14 protein-coding genes are annotated in these 18,604 nt (G+C 56.1%); 12 read left to right on the top strand and 2 right to left on the bottom strand.

Going from position 1 to position 18,604, the window contains the following annotated elements:
- Nucleotides 1-169: 169 nt before the first annotated feature.
- On the bottom strand, nucleotides 170-2,056 hold the full coding sequence (locus NST04_RS22925) for an Rqc2 family fibronectin-binding protein (protein ID WP_341186276.1): 1,887 nt from the start codon (nucleotides 2,054-2,056) through the stop codon (nucleotides 170-172).
- 191 nt (nucleotides 2,057-2,247) lie between these two features.
- On the opposite strand from NST04_RS22925, the gene NST04_RS22920 reads away from it, so the two are divergent.
- The 5 genes from NST04_RS22920 (at nucleotide 2,248) to NST04_RS22900 (ending at nucleotide 10,176) form a co-directional block, all read left to right on the top strand.
- On the top strand, nucleotides 2,248-5,058 hold the full coding sequence (locus tag NST04_RS22920; protein ID WP_341186275.1) for a calcium-translocating P-type ATPase, SERCA-type: 2,811 nt from the start codon (nucleotides 2,248-2,250) through the stop codon (nucleotides 5,056-5,058).
- A gap of 115 nt (nucleotides 5,059-5,173) precedes the next feature.
- A complete protein-coding gene (gene dapF / locus NST04_RS22915) occupies nucleotides 5,174-6,010 on the top strand; it encodes a diaminopimelate epimerase (RefSeq protein ID WP_341186274.1) in 837 nt (278 codons plus the stop codon).
- A gap of 167 nt (nucleotides 6,011-6,177) precedes the next feature.
- Nucleotides 6,178-7,845: a spore germination protein gene (locus NST04_RS22910; protein WP_341186273.1), complete on the top strand. Its 1,668-nt coding sequence runs from the start codon at nucleotides 6,178-6,180 to the stop codon at nucleotides 7,843-7,845.
- Nucleotides 7,835-9,037, top strand: coding sequence for a Ger(x)C family spore germination protein (locus NST04_RS22905; RefSeq protein WP_341186272.1), 1,203 nt, complete (start codon nucleotides 7,835-7,837; stop codon nucleotides 9,035-9,037). The genes NST04_RS22910 and NST04_RS22905 overlap by 11 nt, the downstream gene beginning before the upstream one ends.
- 38 nt (nucleotides 9,038-9,075) lie before the next feature.
- Nucleotides 9,076-10,176, top strand: a complete 1,101-nt coding sequence (locus NST04_RS22900) for a GerAB/ArcD/ProY family transporter (RefSeq protein WP_341186271.1) — start codon at nucleotides 9,076-9,078, stop codon at nucleotides 10,174-10,176.
- Here NST04_RS22900 and NST04_RS22895 read toward each other — a convergent pair.
- Nucleotides 10,149-10,406, bottom strand: a complete 258-nt coding sequence (locus NST04_RS22895) for a hypothetical protein (RefSeq protein WP_341186270.1) — start codon at nucleotides 10,404-10,406, stop codon at nucleotides 10,149-10,151. The genes NST04_RS22900 and NST04_RS22895 overlap by 28 nt on opposite strands.
- A 166-nt stretch (nucleotides 10,407-10,572) precedes the next feature.
- Here NST04_RS22895 and NST04_RS22890 point away from each other — a divergent pair, with 166 nt between their 5' ends.
- The 7 genes from NST04_RS22890 to priA all read left to right on the top strand — a co-directional run bounded on the left by NST04_RS22890 (nucleotide 10,573) and on the right by priA (nucleotide 18,536).
- Nucleotides 10,573-12,447: a bifunctional homocysteine S-methyltransferase/methylenetetrahydrofolate reductase gene (locus NST04_RS22890; protein ID WP_341186269.1), complete on the top strand. Its 1,875-nt coding sequence runs from the start codon at nucleotides 10,573-10,575 to the stop codon at nucleotides 12,445-12,447.
- 38 nt (nucleotides 12,448-12,485) lie between these two features.
- Complete coding sequence (locus NST04_RS22885; RefSeq protein ID WP_341186268.1) at nucleotides 12,486-13,376, top strand: YicC/YloC family endoribonuclease; 891 nt, start codon at nucleotides 12,486-12,488, stop codon at nucleotides 13,374-13,376.
- A gap of 52 nt (nucleotides 13,377-13,428) precedes the next feature.
- Nucleotides 13,429-13,689: an extracellular matrix/biofilm regulator RemA gene (gene remA / locus NST04_RS22880; protein WP_006209218.1), complete on the top strand. Its 261-nt coding sequence runs from the start codon at nucleotides 13,429-13,431 to the stop codon at nucleotides 13,687-13,689.
- Nucleotides 13,690-13,707: 18 nt separating this feature from the next.
- A complete protein-coding gene (gene gmk, locus NST04_RS22875) occupies nucleotides 13,708-14,277 on the top strand; it encodes a guanylate kinase (RefSeq protein WP_341186267.1) in 570 nt (189 codons plus the stop codon).
- 55 nt (nucleotides 14,278-14,332) lie between these two features.
- Nucleotides 14,333-14,533, top strand: coding sequence for a DNA-directed RNA polymerase subunit omega (gene rpoZ, locus NST04_RS22870; RefSeq protein WP_341186266.1), 201 nt, complete (start codon nucleotides 14,333-14,335; stop codon nucleotides 14,531-14,533).
- Between the two features lie 239 nt (nucleotides 14,534-14,772).
- Complete coding sequence (gene coaBC / locus NST04_RS22865; RefSeq protein WP_341186265.1) at nucleotides 14,773-16,005, top strand: bifunctional phosphopantothenoylcysteine decarboxylase/phosphopantothenate--cysteine ligase CoaBC; 1,233 nt, start codon at nucleotides 14,773-14,775, stop codon at nucleotides 16,003-16,005.
- Nucleotides 16,005-18,536 carry a primosomal protein N' gene (gene priA / locus NST04_RS22860; protein ID WP_341186264.1) on the top strand — a complete coding sequence of 844 codons (2,532 nt, stop codon included), beginning with the start codon at nucleotides 16,005-16,007 and terminating at the stop codon, nucleotides 18,534-18,536. Before coaBC ends, priA begins: the two co-directional genes overlap by 1 nt.
- The last annotated feature ends 68 nt before the right edge of the window (nucleotides 18,537-18,604 follow it).

The raw sequence follows: 18,604 nt of genomic DNA, 5'->3' as shown, positions 1-18,604 counted from the left end.
GTTTTCCGCATACATTGGGCCCATGCGCTTTGAGCGAGCCTGATGTATGTTGTTTTCCGCACACATTGGGCCCATGCGCCTTCACTCGAACCCATTGTATGCTGTTTTGCGCATACAATATGCAGACTACCTTCGCGCGAGCCCGATTTGTTAGCACACTACTTGAGCCTTAACTCCGCAGCACATTCGGCAGCTGCTTGACCCGCTCTTCATCCGGCGTTACGAACAGTGTGCGCTGATGATCGTAGATGACGAAGCCCGGTTTGGCTCCGCTTGGCTTGCGAACGTAACGGATCAGGGTGCAGTCCACCGGCACGCTGCTGGATTGCTTGGCCTGGCTGAAGTAGGCGGCGAGCTGAGCGGCTTCCTCCAGGGTGGCATCGCCGAATTCCTCACTGCGGATGACCACGTGCGAGCCGGGAATATCCTTGGTATGCAGCCAGGTATCGTTCGGCGCGGCGAGCCGGTTGGTGACATATTCGTTCTGCAGATTATTTTTGCCGACATAGATGTCCACCCCTTCAGAGGAAGTGAAGACCTGCAGCGTGGGTCTGGCAGCTTTCTTTTTCTTCTTGCCTTTCTTGCTGCGGTCGCGCAGATAGCCTTGGCTGACCAGCTCCTCACGGATCTCCTCGATGTCATTCAGTGAGGCATGGGCCAACTGCTGGAGCAGCAGCTCCATGTAGGCGATCTCTTCGTGTGTCTTCTTAACCTGCTCACCGATCACCCGCAGGCTGTTTTTGTACTTGTTATATTTCTTGAAATACCGCTGTGCATTGTCCGTTGGGCTTAGCAGCGGGTCAAGCGGAACGGTAATCTCCGCCTGATTCTCATCATAGTAGTTTACTAGTTTTGCTTGCTTGTCGCCTTTGCTCACAGTGTGCAGGGAAGCGAACAGCAGCTCGCCCCAGATGCGGAACTGGTCTGCATCCTCGGCTTCGTTCAGATCCTTTTGCAGGTTGGCCAGCTTCTTGATGTTCTTGCTGCGCTCGTTGCTGAGGAAGCGGATCAGGTCGCTGACCCGCTGCTTAACGGTGTCCTTCTCCGCCTTGTCCCCGTAATAATCCTCCAGGCACAGGCTAATGGAGCTGTAATGCTTCACATTCCCGCTCATCAGCTTCAGCGGAATGGCTGAGAAGACCGGCTTGCCCTTGGCATTCCAGCCAGTGACCGGAGCGAATTCCTGCTTGCTTACAGGCTCCATGACAGAATGGAAGGCTTCCCAGAGCTGTTCGGGCTTATCCATCCCGCTGCTGTAACCTTCAGCTTCGCCGCTGATCTCTTTGTACCGGTATAGAATCTCCCCGGCGATCAGCGGACTCAGTCCGCTGAAGGCGTGGACCAGCCATCCGGCCGGATCGGCTGAAGGGGCCGGGCCGCCGGAGCCGTCAGCCTGCGGGGACTCAAGCGAGGCCAGCAAGGCTGCGATCTCGCCCTCGATCAACTCCTCCTCCGGCTCCTGCGGATGCTCGGCAGCGTAGCGGGCCGCTTCCTCTGCCGAGGCCAGCAGGGTCAGGAAATCGGGCTGGCTGATCTGCAGGGGATTCAGCTTATGCTGCTGCGGCGGCTGGGTATACGCCGCACCCGGCATAACGACCCGGTAACTGCTGATCGACGGGGTAACATGATGAATGCCGTCGATAATCGTCCCCGTGGCCAGCTCGGTCAGAATGATGTTGCTGTGGCGCCCCATCAGCTCGATGATGATTTTTTTGGCGGAGACATCCCCCAGCTCATCCCGGGTTCTGACGGTGATATGAATAATCCGCTCAAGCCCCACCTGGGTAATGCTCTCGATGGTGCCGCCTTCACAATGCTTGCGCATCAGCATGCAGAACATCGGTGCTTCCGCCGGGTTGATGCTGCTTCTCTCGGTCAGGTGCAGCCGGGGGTAGGTCGGGTTTGCCGACAGCAGCAGCTTGCCGCCGCCGCCCGCACCGCGCAGGGTGAAGATGAGGTCATGTGTGCTGGGTTGATATATTTTGCCGATGCGTGCACCGATGAAGGGCTGAAGCTCATGCACGATCGCTTGGGTAACAATGCCGTCTAATGCCATGATAAGGTTCTCCTGTCGCCTGATAATGAAGTACTCCCTCTATGATGCCACACTTTTACCGTTTCGCGCAAAAGGAGAAACCCAGATGCGGTGATATTTTGGGACGACCATGAATACACTTGGACATGAACAGGTGGAAAAGCTGTGCGCCGCCGGAAGTCAAGAAACGACCGGGAGGGGAAAGATTAGTTATGGAACAAAAAAGCTGGCACCGGCTCGGTGCAGAGGAGCTGCAGGAGATGTTCGGCGTTCAGCCGGGAACGGGGCTAAGCGCCGAGGACGCCGCCGCAAGACGTAAAGAGAGCGGGTACAATGAGCTGTCTGAGGGCAAAAAGGTTTCACCTTTTACGCTGCTGCTCAATCAGTTCAAGGATTTCATGGTACTGGTGCTGATGGGGGCGACACTGGTATCCGGCCTGCTCGGCGAATACTTAGACGCCGTTACGATTATCGCAATTATTCTGCTTAACGGGGTACTCGGATTCGTGCAGGAGTTCCGCGCCGAGCGTTCGTTAAGAGCACTGAAGCAGCTCTCCGCGCCTACGGCCAAAGTGATGCGCGGCGGGAAGCAGGAGGTGCTTCCCGCCAGAATGCTGGTTCCCGGAGATATAGTCCTGCTGGAGAGCGGGGACCGGATACCGGCAGATGTCCGCTGGCTCCAGTGCAGCAGCATCTATGCCGAAGAGTCGGCGCTGACAGGGGAGTCGCTGCCGGTCTCCAAGCATGCCTCGGCGATCTATGCTGAAGATATCCCGCTGGGCGATCAGAAGAATATCGGCTTCATGGGTACGATGGTGACCCGGGGAACCGGCCGGGCCGTGGTCATCCGCACAGGTATGGCGACGGAGATGGGCAAGATTGCTGATCTGATCCAGAATACGGAATCTCAGGAGACCCCGCTGCAGCACCGCCTGGAACAGCTCGGCAAGATTCTGATCTACGTCTCACTGGGACTGACCATTGTTGTGGTCCTGGCAGGAATTATGCATGGTCAGCCTGCTACGGCGATGTTCCTGGCCGGGGTGAGTCTGGCGGTGGCAGCTATTCCCGAAGGACTTCCGGCCATTGTGACGATTGCGCTCGCGCTGGGTGTCCAGCGGATGATCAAGCGCAAGGCGATTGTCCGCAAGCTGCCTTCGGTAGAGACGCTGGGCTGCGCCTCCGTGATCTGCTCGGATAAGACAGGAACGCTGACGCAGAACAAAATGACCGTCACCCAGCTCTGGAACGCCGGACGGACCCTTGAGGTATCTGGGGAAGGCTATGCTCCGGTTGGCAGTGTGCTCCAGAAGGGCCGGCCCGTTGATCTGAAGAATGACCAGAGTCTCCGGCGCATGCTTCAGGTGGGTGCATTATGCAGCAACGCAGAGATTTATGAGAGCTTCCCCGACACGCGCAGTAAAAAGAAAGGCAAAGGCGCAGAGGCCGATAAAGGGGCTAACGCCCAGCCGGTCTGGGAACTGAAGGGCGATCCTACGGAAGGTGCGCTGGTTGCTTTGTCTGCCAAAATGGGACTAACTGCCCAGGCACTTGCCGTAACCTATACCCGGGAGACAGAGTTTCCGTTCGATTCCGAACGAAAGCTGATGTCAGTGGTTGTGAATCACCCCGGCGGCCGGATGATCTGCACCAAAGGCGCACCTGACGTGCTGCTGAATTGCTGCACGTATATGCTCTGGGAGGGCGGAGTCGTGCCGTGTACTCCGACCTTGCGCCAGAAGGTGCTGGATGCCAATGAACAGATGGCTTCGGGCGCGCTGCGTGTGCTCGGGATGGCGTACCGCGATCTGCGGAGCGGAGAAACGGCCGGCAGCGAGAAGGAAGCGGAGAGCCAGCTTGTCTTCGTGGGTCTGGCCGGGATGATCGATCCGCCGCGCAAGGAAGTGCGCGATGCAATCAGCGTGACCCGCCGGGCAGGCATCAAGACAGTCATGATAACCGGCGACCATGGGACAACGGCAGAGGCTATTGCCCATCAGCTCGGCATTCTGCAGCGCGGCGGCACGGTCCTGACGGGCAGCCAGCTTAGCCGGATGGACGATGATGCACTGGATAAGGTCTCCGATAATGTCTTCGTCTACGCCCGTGTATCTCCGGAGCATAAGCTGCGGATCGTCAAGTCGCTGCAGCGCCATGGCCATGTCGTAGCGATGACTGGCGATGGAGTAAACGATGCGCCTGCAATTAAGGCCGCTGATATCGGGATCTCGATGGGAATCACCGGTACGGATGTGACGAAGGAGGCTTCGGCCCTGGTCCTCGGGGACGATAACTTTTCGACCATCGTGGCCGCCATTGAAGAGGGGCGGAATATCTACGAGAATATCCGCAAGTTCATCCGGTACCTGCTGGCCTCGAATGTCGGCGAGATTCTGACCATGTTCTTCGCCATGATGCTCGGGTTGCCGCTGCCGCTGGTGCCAATCCAGATTCTGTGGGTCAATCTGGTTACAGACGGCTTGCCTGCAATGGCACTGGGCGTAGACCAGCCGGAGAAGGATCTGATGGAGCACAAGCCGCGCGGTGCGAAAGAAAACATCTTTGCCCGGCGGCTGGGCTGGAAGATTGTCAGCCGCGGGCTGCTGATCGGTCTCTGCACGCTGGCCGCCTTCTGGCTCACGCTGCGGATTGATCCAGGCAGTGCGCAGCAGCTGATCCGCGCGCAGTCGGTTGCTTTTGCCACCCTTGTGATGGCCCAGCTCATTCATGTGTTCGACTGCCGCAGCTCACGCTCGGTCTTCTACCGGAATCCGTTCCAGAACAGATATCTGGTCCTGGCGGTCCTGTCCTCTGTCCTCTTAATGCTAGCTGTAATGTACCTCCCTGTGCTCCAGCCGGTGTTCAAGACTGTTCCGCTGAGCTTCCGTGAATGGTGCCTGGTGCTGGTGATGTCCGGAATCCCGACCTTCCTGATGGGAGCGGGCAGCGTCTGGGGCGGCAAGAAGAACCGCAGCCGCAGCGGCGGACGCCAGATGATAAAAAGTACAAAGTTTTCAGCATAAAATCAATAGCCTCACTCCACTCCTATAAGGTATGCTGGTTTCACTGAGAAGCTTGGTTTATGATGAATCAGGAATGTGAAAGTAGCTGAGATTACTTATAGGAGTGGACCTGACAATGGAATTTACTAAAATGCACGGTTTGGGCAATGATTTTATTATCGTATTCGGTGAGGATGAGCTGCCTGGCAATGCCCCGGAGCTGGCAGTTAAGCTGTGCAACCGGTTCTTCGGCATCGGCGCAGACGGACTGGTCTACATTCTCCCTTCGCAGCGCGGCGATTACATGATGCGTATCATGAACTCTGACGGCTCCGAGGCTGAACAATGCGGCAATGCGATCCGCTGTGTATCCAAATATGTATATGAGCATGGTCTGGTGGAATCGGAGCAGATTGTCATTGAGACGATTGGCGCCGGAGAACAGAAGGTCTCCCTGAAGGTGAAGGACGGGATCGTGGAGAGCGTAACGGTGGATATGGGCGAGCCGGTCCTGTCCGGACTGCAGATTCCTGTTGCGATTGACGCGGAGCCTGTACTGGACCAGCCGATTGAAGCGGACGGCGCAGCGTTCAGATTCACCGCAGTCTCTATGGGGAATCCGCATGCGGTCATTTATGTGGACGATGCAGTATCGTTCGATCTCGCTACCTGGGGACCGAAGCTGGAGGTGCACCCGCTCTTCCCGCGTAAAGTGAATGTGGAATTCGCCACTGTCGTAAACCGCAGCCACGTGGATATGCGCGTCTGGGAACGCGGAGCCGGTCCTACCCTGGCCTGTGGAACAGGAGCCTGCGCTACCCTGGTCTCCTCCGTGCTGAACGGAGTGACGGACCGCTCGGCGGTCATCAGTCTCAAGGGCGGCGACTTGTTCATCGAATGGAACGAGCAAGACAATCATGTCTATATGACCGGCCCTGCCCAGGTGGTATACACCGGCTCAGTGGATATCTGATATCTGATTTCCATATCACTATTTGCAAACCTCTGCATACCGGATGCAGGGGTTTTTTATGTAATTCAGAGCCAGTATGAAGCTGGAGTGCGAAAGGAAAGCCGAATAATGGCAGGCATATCCGCGAATAATACAACTCTGCATAGAATCAGGGAGGAGGAGCGGAGATGAAGTCAGGGTCCAACCGAAAGGCACAGAAGGCGGGTACAGAGACTGCACCCGGACCGGGACGGCCGCAAGGAGATGTTCCCTTAGGCCTCACAGATACGGTCGCCCAAAGTCTGCTCCACATTCAGACGGAGCTTGGCGACAGCCCGGATCTCCTGATCCGCAGAATCCAGATCGGGGGAGCACGCCGCCTGGAAGCAGCCGCTGTTCATCTGAGCGGGCTGGCGGACTCAGCGTCCGTGAATGAATTCGTGCTGGGCTCGCTGCTGAATCATACAGAGGAGCTGTTCCCCGGCAGCACGGCTGGCGGCGCTGACGGCCCACGGGAGCAAGCTTCGCTCCCGCAGCAGATTCTTAGCCGGGCTATGGAGATAGGTGACGCGGAGCTCCAGGAGGATTGGAAGGAGATCATGCTTGCAATTCTCTCCGGGGACACAGCAATTCTGCTGGAGGGCTGCCGGGCAGCGATTCTGTGCGGGACCAGGGGCGGGGAGCAGCGGGCGGTCAGTGAGCCTTCCTCCCAGCTCGTGGTCCGGGGGCCGAAGGACGGGTTCGTCGAGTCGGTAGCCACGAACATCTCGCTGATCCGCCGCAGAATCAAATCTGCCAAGCTGCGTCTGGAAGTCATGAAGATCGGTTCCGAGACCCATACTCATGTGGCGCTGATGTACATGGAAGGGATTGCAGGGGAGGATCTGATCCGCGAAGCCAGAGACCGGCTGAACAAGATTGTCATCAATGAGATTCTGGAATCCGGATATATTGAGGAATTAATTCAGGACAAGACCTTCACACCGTTTCCGACGATCTACAATACGGAACGGCCGGATGTGGCTGCAGGCAATCTGCTCGAAGGCCGGGTGGTTATTATTGTGGACGGCACACCCTTTGTGCTGATTCTTCCGGCGGTGTTTACGCAGTTTTTTCAGTCTGCCGAGGATTATTCCCAGCGGTTCGACATTGCCATATTAATGCGGCTGGTCCGTTATTTGAGCTTCCTCGTTCTGATTCTTGGCCCTTCGGTGTACCTGGCGCTGACTACCTATCATTATGAGATGATTCCGACCACACTGCTGATTAATCTGCTCTCCCAGCGGGAGAATGTGCCTTTTCCGGCCTTTGTAGAGCTGCTCTTGATGGAGACAGCCTTTGAAATCCTGCGTGAAGCCGGGGTGCGGATGCCGCGCGCCATCGGGCAGACGGTTTCTGTGGTCGGTGCGCTTATCCTGGGAACGGCGGTAGTAGAGGCGGGTATAATTACACCCATCATGGTCATCGTAGTGGCGTTGACCGGGATTGCCAGCTTTGCCCTTCCGGCGTATAACATGGCCATTGCCGGGAGAATTATCCGGTTTGCTTTTCTGATCATGGCCAGTATATTCGGCTTCTATGGGATTACACTGGGTCTGATCCTGCTTGTGGCACATATGAGCAGCCTGAGATCCTTCGGTGTTCCCTATCTCTTCCCCTTCGTGCCGCTCTCCATTAAAGGGCATAAGGACACGCTGCTAAGAATGCCGCTCTGGCTGAGCGGGCCGGATAAGCCGCCGGCGCAGATGCGCGCAGAAATGCCGGACTACATGCTGCTGACGACCGGTCATGAGGAGCAGCTCCCCCCGTTGACCCGCAAGAACAGCAGGGCAAAGGAGGAACGCCGTGAGGAATAGAATTGTCTGCCTGGTGCTGCTGCTTGTCCTTCCAATGCTGCTGCTTACCGGCTGCTGGGACAGTGTTGAACTCAACCGGCGGGCGATTGTCTCGGGGGTGGCGATCGACAGGGGCGATTCTGAGGCTGAGCGGTACAAGCTGTCCTTTCAAGTGATTGTAGCGGAGGAAATCTCCGGGGAGAAGAGCAGAGGCATATCGCCGGTTGCGCTGTACACTGGAACAGGCCGCACGATGTTCGAGGCACTGGCAGACGCTTCCCGCCAAACAGCACGCTTCCTCTCTCTGGGCCATGTGCGGGTGCTGGTGATCTCGGAGGCGTTCGCCCGCGAAGGCATTAAGGATGTCCTGGATGTGCTGGAGAGGGAGAGTGATACCCGGCTGAACAGCCTGATCTTCATCTCTAAGGGACAGCCTGCGCGTGAGATCATGTCCACAATGACCGTGTTCAGCAAAATTCCGGCTAATGATCTGGTGGAGAAGCTGGAGACGACCTCCAAGCAGTTCGGTTATAACTTCCGCATGGCTGTGGATGATGTGATCCGGGGGATTCAGATCAGAGGAGGCGGTCCGGTGATCAACGGGGTATACACCAAAGGAGAGTGGACTCCGTCATCGGGCAGCAATGACAGCCTGAAGAATATCGAGCCCCGGTCGATCCTGAGAGTCTCCTCGCTTGCGGCGTTCAAGGATGACAAGCTGAAGGGCTGGCTTAAGGGTGACGCTGCTCTGGGCACCGTTCTTTTGCATAATCGGATCAAAGAGTTTCCAATTCTGCTTAAGCAGCAGGATGGCGGTTATCTCTCCTTCAATATCTACCAGTCCCAGGTGTCGCTTGCGGTCGAGTCGTCTGACCCGGAGCATCCGGTCTTTACGGTCAAGATCACCCAGCAGGCAGCGCTCAAGGAAGCTCCGAATCCGCTTGATCTTACCTCTCCTAAAGCGCTGGAAGAGCTATCAGACCGGCTTATAAAAGAAAGCGTGAAGCATATCCAAGCAGCTGTCAGCACCGCCAAAGAAATGGGCAGCGATTATCTCGGATTCGGACAGGCATTGCAGCGGAAGAACCCGCGCGGCTGGAAGAAGGTCAGGGACCACTGGGAGGACGTATTCGCAGACTGTGAGATCCGGTTCGATGCGGATGTGGTTATCCGGCATACCGATATGCGCAGCAACTCTTTTCAGATTCATTAAGTATGCCGGTAAAGTAACCGGGTGAGGAGGTCCACGGAATGGGTAAGGTCAAAATTGGACTCGGCGAATTCTTCAGCCTGACGGTGCTGTTCGAGCTGGGCACGGCGCTGGTGGTGAATCTGGGGATGGGGGCGGGCCGGGATGCCTGGCTCTCGATCCTGCTCGGCTGCGCGGCGGGGCTGATCATGTTCACGGGATACGCTTATCTGTACCGCAAGTACCCGGACCAGCCTTTTACAGCCTATACACGGCAAATTCTCGGAAAATATATCGGGGCACCGGTAGGCCTGCTCTATATTATTCTCTACATAAACCTGGCCGCCCGGGATCTGCGCGACGGCAGCACTATGCTCGCAATGGCGACCATGCACAACACTCCGCTGTTCATCTTAAGTGCCACGATGCTGTTATCGGGAGCTTATGTGCTGCACAAGGGGGTGGAGGTACTGAGCAGAACTTCCGTGGTATTTACGTTTGTCGTTCTGGGGATCGGCCTGTTCGGTACAGTGATGCTGATGCTCTCCGGTACGATCAATCTGAACAGACTGCTGCCTGTACTGGAGAATGGCTTCCGGCCCGTGCTAAGCTCGGTGATTCATCAGAATTATATGTTTCCGTTCGGGGAAATGGTGTGCTTCACTATGCTGATGCCGTATCTGTCCAGTGTCAAAAAAGGACCGTGGATCATTGCCGCCGCCATGGTGTTCTCCGCGCTGCTGCTCAGCTTTACGATGGCGCTGAATGTTTCTGTTCTGGGTGCCGACATTGTTGAACGCTCGCCGCTCCCGCTGATGCCGACGATCAGCAAGATCTCCGTTTCGGATATCATCCAGCGGGTGGATATTTTTGTGGTCATGGTGCTGATCATCGGGGTGTTTTTCAAAATGGCCGTCTTCTTCGCTGCCGCGCTGATCGGAATCTCGGACCTGTTCAAGCTTCCATACCGGAGAATGCTCTATCCCTGCGGACTGATCATCCTCTTCACCTCCATGCTGGATGCACGCAGCTTCATTGAACATCTCGATGAGGGCGGGACCCTGCTGTACAGGGTATATCCTTATTTAATGATAGTCATTCCGGTGCTGCTGGTCATCGTGACGGCGGTTCGTGATCATTTCTCCGCTCCCCGGCCGGGCTGACGGCCGCTCACCCAATAGACGGCATCCGGCACGATCAGCAGCAGCACCAGCACAGCTGCAGTCAGCTTCTCCGAGGTAGTATAGAGCAGATAATTCAGAATATAGCGGATATTCTCCGCTCCGTAGCCTAACATCAAGTCCAGCAAGTACAGGTACAGTAGCGAGAGCGCCGACAGCAGGAGAATTACGGTATATTTGCGCAGCAGCAGTTTTCTGGTTTTTTTCTTCATTTATGCAGTCTCCTTCCGTCAAGATTAAGCGTAGTATGAATCAATTGACGGACCGGCATACAAGAATAATGGACGCCCGCCTCTTTTGCCTGCTAAAGCTTATCATCCATCCCGATTTATGTTACATTAGTATGAAACTAATGTCAGTCAAGGGGAGGTTCTTGCGGTGAAGCCGGATTTGCGCTCTGCATGGGAGAAGAACGTATTAGTCGGAGACGGAGCGATGGGAACTTTTTTGTATCAAAAGGGTTTCCCTGTCGGCATCTCCTACGAGGAATTGAATCTGACCTCACCGGAGGTCATTGAGGATGTGCACCGCAGCTATATCAATGCAGGTGCTGTACTGCTGGAGAGTAATACCTACTCCGCGAACTACGACAAGCTGTCGAAGTTCGGATTGGAAGCCAAGGTGGCGGAAATCAACCGTGCGGGTGTCCGCATCGCCCGCCGGGCTGCCGGCGAGAACGGTTATGTGGTCGGAGCCATCGGCTCCATCCGCGCCGGCAAACGGGCGAATCTGTCCTCCTCCGAGCTGAAGAAATTCTTCTCGCAGCAGATTGCTGCGCTTCTTGAGGAAGCGCCGGACGGAATCATGCTGGAGACCTTCTATGATGTCGAGGAGCTTCATCTGGCGCTGAAGGCTGTGCGCAAGCTTAGTACGCTGCCTGTAATCTGCCAGCTGGCTGTGGACGATTCGGCGCGGACGCTGGACGGTTTAACTCTGCCGGAAGCTTTCCATATTCTGCAGCAGGACGGAGCGGACGTAATCGGCTTCAACTGCAACACCGGACCGAACGGAATCAAGCGTGCGCTGGGTACGCTGCAGGGCAAGCTGGCGCTGCCGGTGTCGATCTATCCGAATGCAGGCGTAGCCGATTATGTAGACGGCCAATACCGCTACGGGGCATCACCGGAGTATTTCGGCCAAATGGCACCGGTGTTCGCGGATATGGGCAGCCGGATTATCGGGGGCTGCTGCGGCACCACTCCTAAGCATATCGCTGAAATCTCCGCTGCCTTGAAGGGCTATGTGGTGGAGCCGCTGCCTGAGCCCGCTGCCTTCAGCGCGCCTGAGAGGATTGCGGTGCAGGAGCATTTGGCGGATGACGAGGGGCAGGGAGGCGGCGAACCGACACTTGTCGATCTGGTCAAGGAACGCCACACCGTTATCGTAGAGCTTGACCCTCCGCGCGATCTGGACATCGCGAAGTTCATGAAGGGGGCAGAAGCGCTGCGCCGGGCCGGAGCTGATGCCCTGACGCTGGCCGATAATTCGCTTGCTGTAACCCGGATGAGCAATATGGCGCTGGGGCATCTGGTGCAGGCCCGCACAGGCCTGAGGCCGCTGGTCCATATTGCCTGCCGCGACCGCAACTTGATTGGCACCCAGTCGCATCTGATGGGCTTCGACGCGCTGGGGATTGACCATGTGCTGGCCGTGACCGGAGATCCTGCCCGGTTCGGGGATCTGCCCGGCTCAAGCTCGATCTATGACCTGACTTCCTTTGAAATTATACGTATGATTAAGCAGCTCAATGACGGCGTGGCCTTCTCCGGCAAGCCGCTCAAGCAGAACGCGAAGTTCGTCATCGGCGCAGCGTTCAATCCCAATGTCAAGCATCTGGACAAAGCGGTCGAGCGCCTGGAGAAGAAGATTGCCTCGGGTGCGGATTATATTATGACCCAGCCTGTGTATGATCCTGAATTGATTGCCCGGATGGCCAAGGCTACCGAGCACCTGGATATTCCGATCTTCATCGGCATTATGCCGTTGGCCAGCGGACGCAATGCCGAGTACCTGCATAATGAGGTTCCGGGCATTCAGCTCTCTGCCGAGGTCCGCAGCCGGATGGCCGGACTCGAAGGCGAAGCGGGCCGGGCCGAAGGGGTACTGATCGCTAAGGAGCTGCTGGATGCGGCGGTTGCACATTTTAACGGAATCTATCTGATTACGCCGTTTATGTTCTATGATATGAGCGTGCAGCTGCTGGAGTATATTTGGGAGAAGCAAGGACGTAAGTTATCCCCCTTGTTTCGCTAGTAATAATCAATTACAATAGTGTAATGGATGTGATTCCGTTGTCATATAGTATGACCGGATACGGTCAGTCAGCCCTGCAATCCGGCGGACACAAGATAACGTTCGAGGTCAAATCGGTGAATAACCGGTACTGCGAAGTTGTGCTGCGGTTGCCCAGGGAATGGACGGGGTATGAGGATAGGCTGCGCAGAATGGTTCAGGCTCATATCAGACGGGGACGGGTAGATGTTATTATTAATAGAGAACTCACCGACGGGGCGGCTGACACGCCTGTGCTGGACCGCCGCAGGGTGAGCGCCTATCTTGATGCAGCGGAGGTACTGGTCCGGGAGTATGGCTTCAAGGGAGAGTTGTCCCTGCGGGATATCCTTGCTATGCCCGGTGTGATGGAACCGAAGGAAGAGACGGCTGCGGATGACGCCTCCGGAGAACTTGCAGATCTTCTGGAGCAGGGTCTCCAGCTTAGTCTGGAGGCCCTGCTGGAGATGCGCGGACGGGAAGGCTCCTATTTGGCGGCCGATCTGACGCGCAGACTTGACCGCCTGGAAGAGCTGCATGCCGGAATCAGCAGATATGCGCCTCTGGTTGTGGAGGAGCAGCGCGAGAAGCTGCGGCAACGGCTTAACCTGCTGAATGACGGGAGCTTCCCCTGGGATGAGCATAAATTCGGCATGGAGATGGCTATTTTCGCCGACCGCTGCAATATAGATGAGGAGCTGACCCGGCTTCACAGCCATTTCGGCCAGTGCCGGGCCTTGCTGCTGGGCAGCGAGCCTGCCGGACGCAAGCTTGATTTTCTGATCCAGGAGATGAACAGGGAAACTAACACAATAGGGTCGAAGTGCACTCATCTGGCGGTTGTGAATCTGACGCTTGATATGAAGGCGGAGCTTGAGAAGATTCGCGAACAGGCGGCGAACCTCGAATGACAGGAACCAGTGAGCAAGCTATGATGTTACTTATGGGGGGAACAACCGGAACATGGCAATCAAATTAATCAACATCGGCTTTGGGAATATCGTGTCAGCGAACCGCATTATTTCCATTGTCAGCCCAGAATCGGCACCGATTAAGAGAATTATCCAGGAGGCCAGAGACAGGCATATGCTGATCGATGCCACCTACGGAAGGCGGACGCGGGCTGTTATTATTACCGACAGCGACCATGTGATTCTCTCGGCTGTACAGCCTGAGACGGTAGCTCACCGCCTATCCAGCAAAGACGACGATAACGATGAATAACAACAAATGGAGTGTACTATGTCAAAAGGATTGCTGATTATACTATCCGGCCCTTCCGGTGTCGGCAAAGGTACGGTATGCACAGCGCTGCGGCCGAAGATGCCTGAACTCGTCTATTCTGTTTCTGCCACCACACGCTTACCGCGTGCGGGTGAAGAGAACGGAGTCAATTATTTTTTCAAATCCAGAGAGCAGTTCGACGAAATGATTGAAGGCGACAAGCTGCTGGAATATGCGGAGTACGTAGGCAATTATTACGGTACTCCGCGTGACTTTGTAGAGAGAACCCTGGAGAGCGGAAGAGATATTATTCTGGAGATCGAGGTTCAGGGAGCGCTCAAGGTCAAGGAAAAATTCCCCGAAGGCATCTTTGTGTTCCTTCTTCCCCCGTCAATGGACGAGCTGAAGGACCGCATCCGCGGCCGGGGCACAGAGCATCCTGATGTGATCAGCCACCGCATGTCTGTGGCCGAGGATGAGATCGGTCTGATCCGGCATTATGACTATGCCGTGGTGAACGATGAGATTGATTTGGCTTGCAAGCGAATAGAAAGCATTATTATCGCCGAACATTGTAAGGTTAGATGATCGGTTCAGCAGATGGGTCCATTGCTCCACAGTAAAAGATGAAGAGGTGCCTTACATGCTATATCCATCCATTGATGAAATGATGACTAAGGTTGACAGTAAATACTCCCTGGTTGTAGCTTCAGCCCGCCGGGCCAGAGCACTCCGTGAAGGCGGCAAGACCGATATCGTTGCGCCAAAATCGCATAAATATGTTGGTGTTGCCCTTGAAGAAATCTATGAAGACCGCATTATAGTCACACGCGGTGAAGAATAGGACCAGTTCCGTAGCCTAAGCCTGAAGAGGCTTGGGTCCATTAACTATCCGCACTTGTTACGCTTGAAATGGTGCCGCCATGCTAAGGGCGGCAGGACCATTTCTGCCGGGCAGGCTGCTCATAACCATAATAGCCCGTACCGGGCTGTTCCTGACAACCGGAAGGTTGTTATTTTTTTCTCTATCTTTAGGGAAAGGTTGAGGCTGTATATAGATTCTGTAGCGGGGGGAGAGCACAAATGAAGAGCCTACAAGGGAAGTCAATTATACTCGGAATTACCGGCGGAATTGCTGCGTATAAAGCGGCGGCGCTGACCAGCAAGCTTACCCAGAAGGGTGCCGAGGTGCATGTCATTATGACGTCATCGGCCAAGCAGTTCATTACGGAGCTGACGCTCCAGTCGTTGTCGAAGCAGCGGGTATACAGTGATACGTTCCAGGAGCGTGATCCGTCCTCCATTTCGCATATTGATCTGGCAGATGCTGCCGACCTGGTCCTGATTGCTCCGGCTACGGCTAATATTATCGCCAAGATGGCCCACGGGCTGGCAGACGATATGCTGTCCACCACGCTTCTTGCTACAACAGCGCCTATTATGGTAGCTCCGGCGATGAATGTCCATATGTATCAGCATCCGGCGGTCCTCAGCAATATGGATACCCTCTATAACAGAGGCGTTCAATTTATTGAGCCCGGGGAAGGGCTGCTGGCCTGCGGATATGTGGGCAAGGGACGGCTGGAGGAGCCGGAGGAAATCGTGAAGGTGGTTGAGAACTTTTTTGTGCTGCAGAAGGAGAAGACCTCCGGACCGCTTGCCGGCAAAAAAGTGGTGATTACCGCAGGAGGCACGGTAGAACGTATAGATCCCGTCCGTTATATCTCCAATGATTCCTCTGGTAAAATGGGCTTCGCCCTTGCGCGCGCCGCGCGCGCCATGGGTGCTGCGGTGACGCTGATTGCCGCACGTACCGATGAAGTGCCGCCCCGTGATGCCGGTATTGATCTGGTCCGTGTCCAGTCAGCACAAGAGATGCACGATGCGGTCATGGACCGCTGGAAGGATTGCGATATTCTTGTAAAAGCAGCGGCGGTTGCCGATTACCGTCCACGCGAGAGCAGCGACTCGAAGATTAAGAAGAGCGGCAGCACCATGACGCTGGAGCTGGTGAAGACAACTGATATTCTGGAGAGCTTGGGCAGAATCAAGGAGAAGCAGTTCCTGATCGGCTTTGCCGCCGAGACCGGAAATGCCGAAGCCTATGCCAAGGATAAGCTGGTCCGCAAGAACCTTGATCTGATCGTAGCCAATGATGTGGCCGCAGAAGGCGCGGGCTTCGGCACGGATACCAACATCGTCAAGGTGTATGATGCCGAAGGTCTGGTGCTTGATCTTCCGCTGGCCTCCAAGGATGAGGTGGCGCGCCGGATTCTGCGGCTGGCGGCTGAGCGTGTTGCCGGAGCCTTACTATAATGGATATTGCCAAGGTCATTGTCGATGTTCCTGTACGCAGCACCGACCGGCCGTTTGACTATATTATCCCGGATGCACTGAAGCTGTGGATTGAGGTGGGCAGCCGTGTGGCTGTTCCGTTCGGTCCCCGCACGGTCCAGGGGTTCGTAGTTTCCCTGGAATCGGGCGAGACCGGCAGTGTCTCCCGGATGAAGCCGATTGTAGAAGTACTGGATTTGCTTCCTCCGCTGTCGCCGGAGCTGGTTGAGCTGGCCGACTGGATGAGCCAAAGATACGCCTGCAGACGGATCTCCGCACTGCAGGCGATGCTTCCGACTGCCTTGAAGGGCAAAGCCGAGCGGCTGATCTCGCTTGGGAGTACAGAGGAGGCGGCCAGCGCCCCCGCAGATGAGCTCTTTCCGCTCTTCCTGGAGGCGGATAACGAAGAACAGCAGATCATTGACTTCGTTAGGCGACACAGTGAGGTATCCATGAAGCTGCTGACCCGCACCTTCCCTGAGGCTGCAGAGACGATTAAGTTCATGGTGCGGCGTGGTGTACTGGCAGAGAGCCAGTCGATTAAGGATAAGATGGGCAAAAAGAAGATCAAGGCCGTTGATTTGGCTATTGGATTGTCAGCAGCGCGGGAGTCGCTCGCCAGCTTCCCGGCGCGTTCGGCGCGCCAGAAGGAGGTGCTCTCCTACCTGATTGAAATGGAAGCCCTGCTGCCGATGCCGCTCAAGGATATTCTGGCGATCCTTCAGGTTACTGCGGGCACGGTCAAAGCACTTGCAGATAAGGGTTATATTGAAATCAGTGAAATTGAAGTCTACCGTGACCCCTACCAGGGACGGGACTTCAAGCCAAGTACCCCGCTTCCGCTGACAGCGGAGCAGGAGATTGTATACAAGCGGATTGTGCGCACTGTAGAGCAGCAGACGCATGAAGTCTTCCTGCTGCACGGGGTGACCGGCAGCGGAAAGACGGAGATCTATCTCCAGACGATCCAGCGCTGCATCGAGCAGGGACGGCAGGCAGTGGTGCTGGTGCCTGAGATTGCGCTGACTCCGCAGATGGTGGAACGGTTCAAGGGCCGGTTCGGCAGCGGGGTAGCGGTGATGCACAGCCGGCTGTCTGTCGGCGAACGTTATGACGAGTGGCGCAAGATCCGCGAAGGCAAGGCGATGGTTGCGGTCGGAGCACGCTCAGCCGTGTTCGCTCCGTTTGCCAATCTGGGCCTTATTATTATGGATGAAGAGCATGAAGGCTCTTATAAGCAGGAGGAGAATCCGAAATATCATGCCCGTGATGTGGCTGTCCGCAGGGCAGAGCAGGGCGGGGCCGTGGTTATTCTGGGCTCTGCAACACCTTCACTGGAGAGCTATCATGCTGCCAGATCGCAGAGCGATATCCACTTCTCGCCGATTCTGCTGGAGATGCCGAGCCGTGCACTCGGCAACGAGCTGCCGCAGGTGGCAGTGGTCGATATGCGTGAAGAGCTGAAGGAAGGCAACCGCTCCATGTTCAGCCGCAGCCTGCATGCCGCTCTGGTCAGCAGATTGGAGCGCGGTGAACAGACGGTGCTGCTGCTCAACCGAAGAGGCTTCTCGACCTTCGTCATGTGCCGGAGCTGCGGCTATGTTGCCGGCTGTCCGGAATGCGATATCTCGCTCACCTATCACAGCCGAAGCGACAATCTGCGCTGCCACTACTGCGGGCATGCGCAGCCCGCGCCCAAGCTGTGCCCGGAGTGCGGCAGTGAGCATATCCGCTTCTTCGGGACAGGCACTCAACGGGTAGAGGAAGAGCTGGGCAAGCTGTTCCCCGGCATCCGGGTTATCCGAATGGATGTGGACACGACAACGGAGAAAGGCTCGCATGAGAAGCTGCTCAACCAGTTCAGGGACAAGAAGGCCGATGTGCTGCTGGGTACACAGATGGTCGCCAAAGGACTCGACTTCCCCGATGTAACTCTGGTTGGGGTCATTACTGCGGATTCTGCACTCAATCTGCCTGATTTCCGGGCGGCTGAGAAGACCTTTCAGCTCTTGACGCAGGTTGCCGGCCGTGCGGGGCGGCATCAGCTCCCCGGCGAGGTGGTGGTGCAGTCGTATACACCGGAGCATTATTCGATTATCCATGCCAGCGGGCATGATTACCGTTCATTCGTCCGGGACGAGCTGAAGCACCGCAAAGAGCTGCATTACCCTCCTTATTGCCGTCTGATTCTGGTCACCCTCTCGCATGAGCAGCTTCCGCTGCTGCTGAAGCTTGCGGAGAATTATGCGCTCAGCATTCAGGGCAAAGCCAGACAGCTGCGCTGGTACGGCAGTCTGGACAAGCTCTCCTCGGATGCGCTGGATCTGCTGGGGCCGGTGGCCTCGCCGCTGCCCCGGCTGAAGGGGCGTTACCGGTTCCAGTGCATTATCAAATGGCGCGGTGCGATTGATGCTATTGCGCTGGCCCGCCAGGTGGCGGAGGAGCTGGAGGATTCCGTCCGCGATAAGGGTCTGCAGATCAGCATTGATGTTGATCCGCAGATGTTGATGTAATTCTCCGGCGTGTTACAATAGTAAGGCGGTTTTGCCCTAAGGAATCGATAAGTACTAATGATATGTAT

The sequence above is a fragment of the Paenibacillus sp. FSL H7-0756 genome, assembly GCF_038006765.1.
Classification (GTDB): domain Bacteria; phylum Bacillota; class Bacilli; order Paenibacillales; family Paenibacillaceae; genus Paenibacillus_AQ.
The sequence above is the reverse complement of the archived record's forward strand: the minus strand, read 5'-3'. Positions and strand labels throughout refer to the sequence as shown.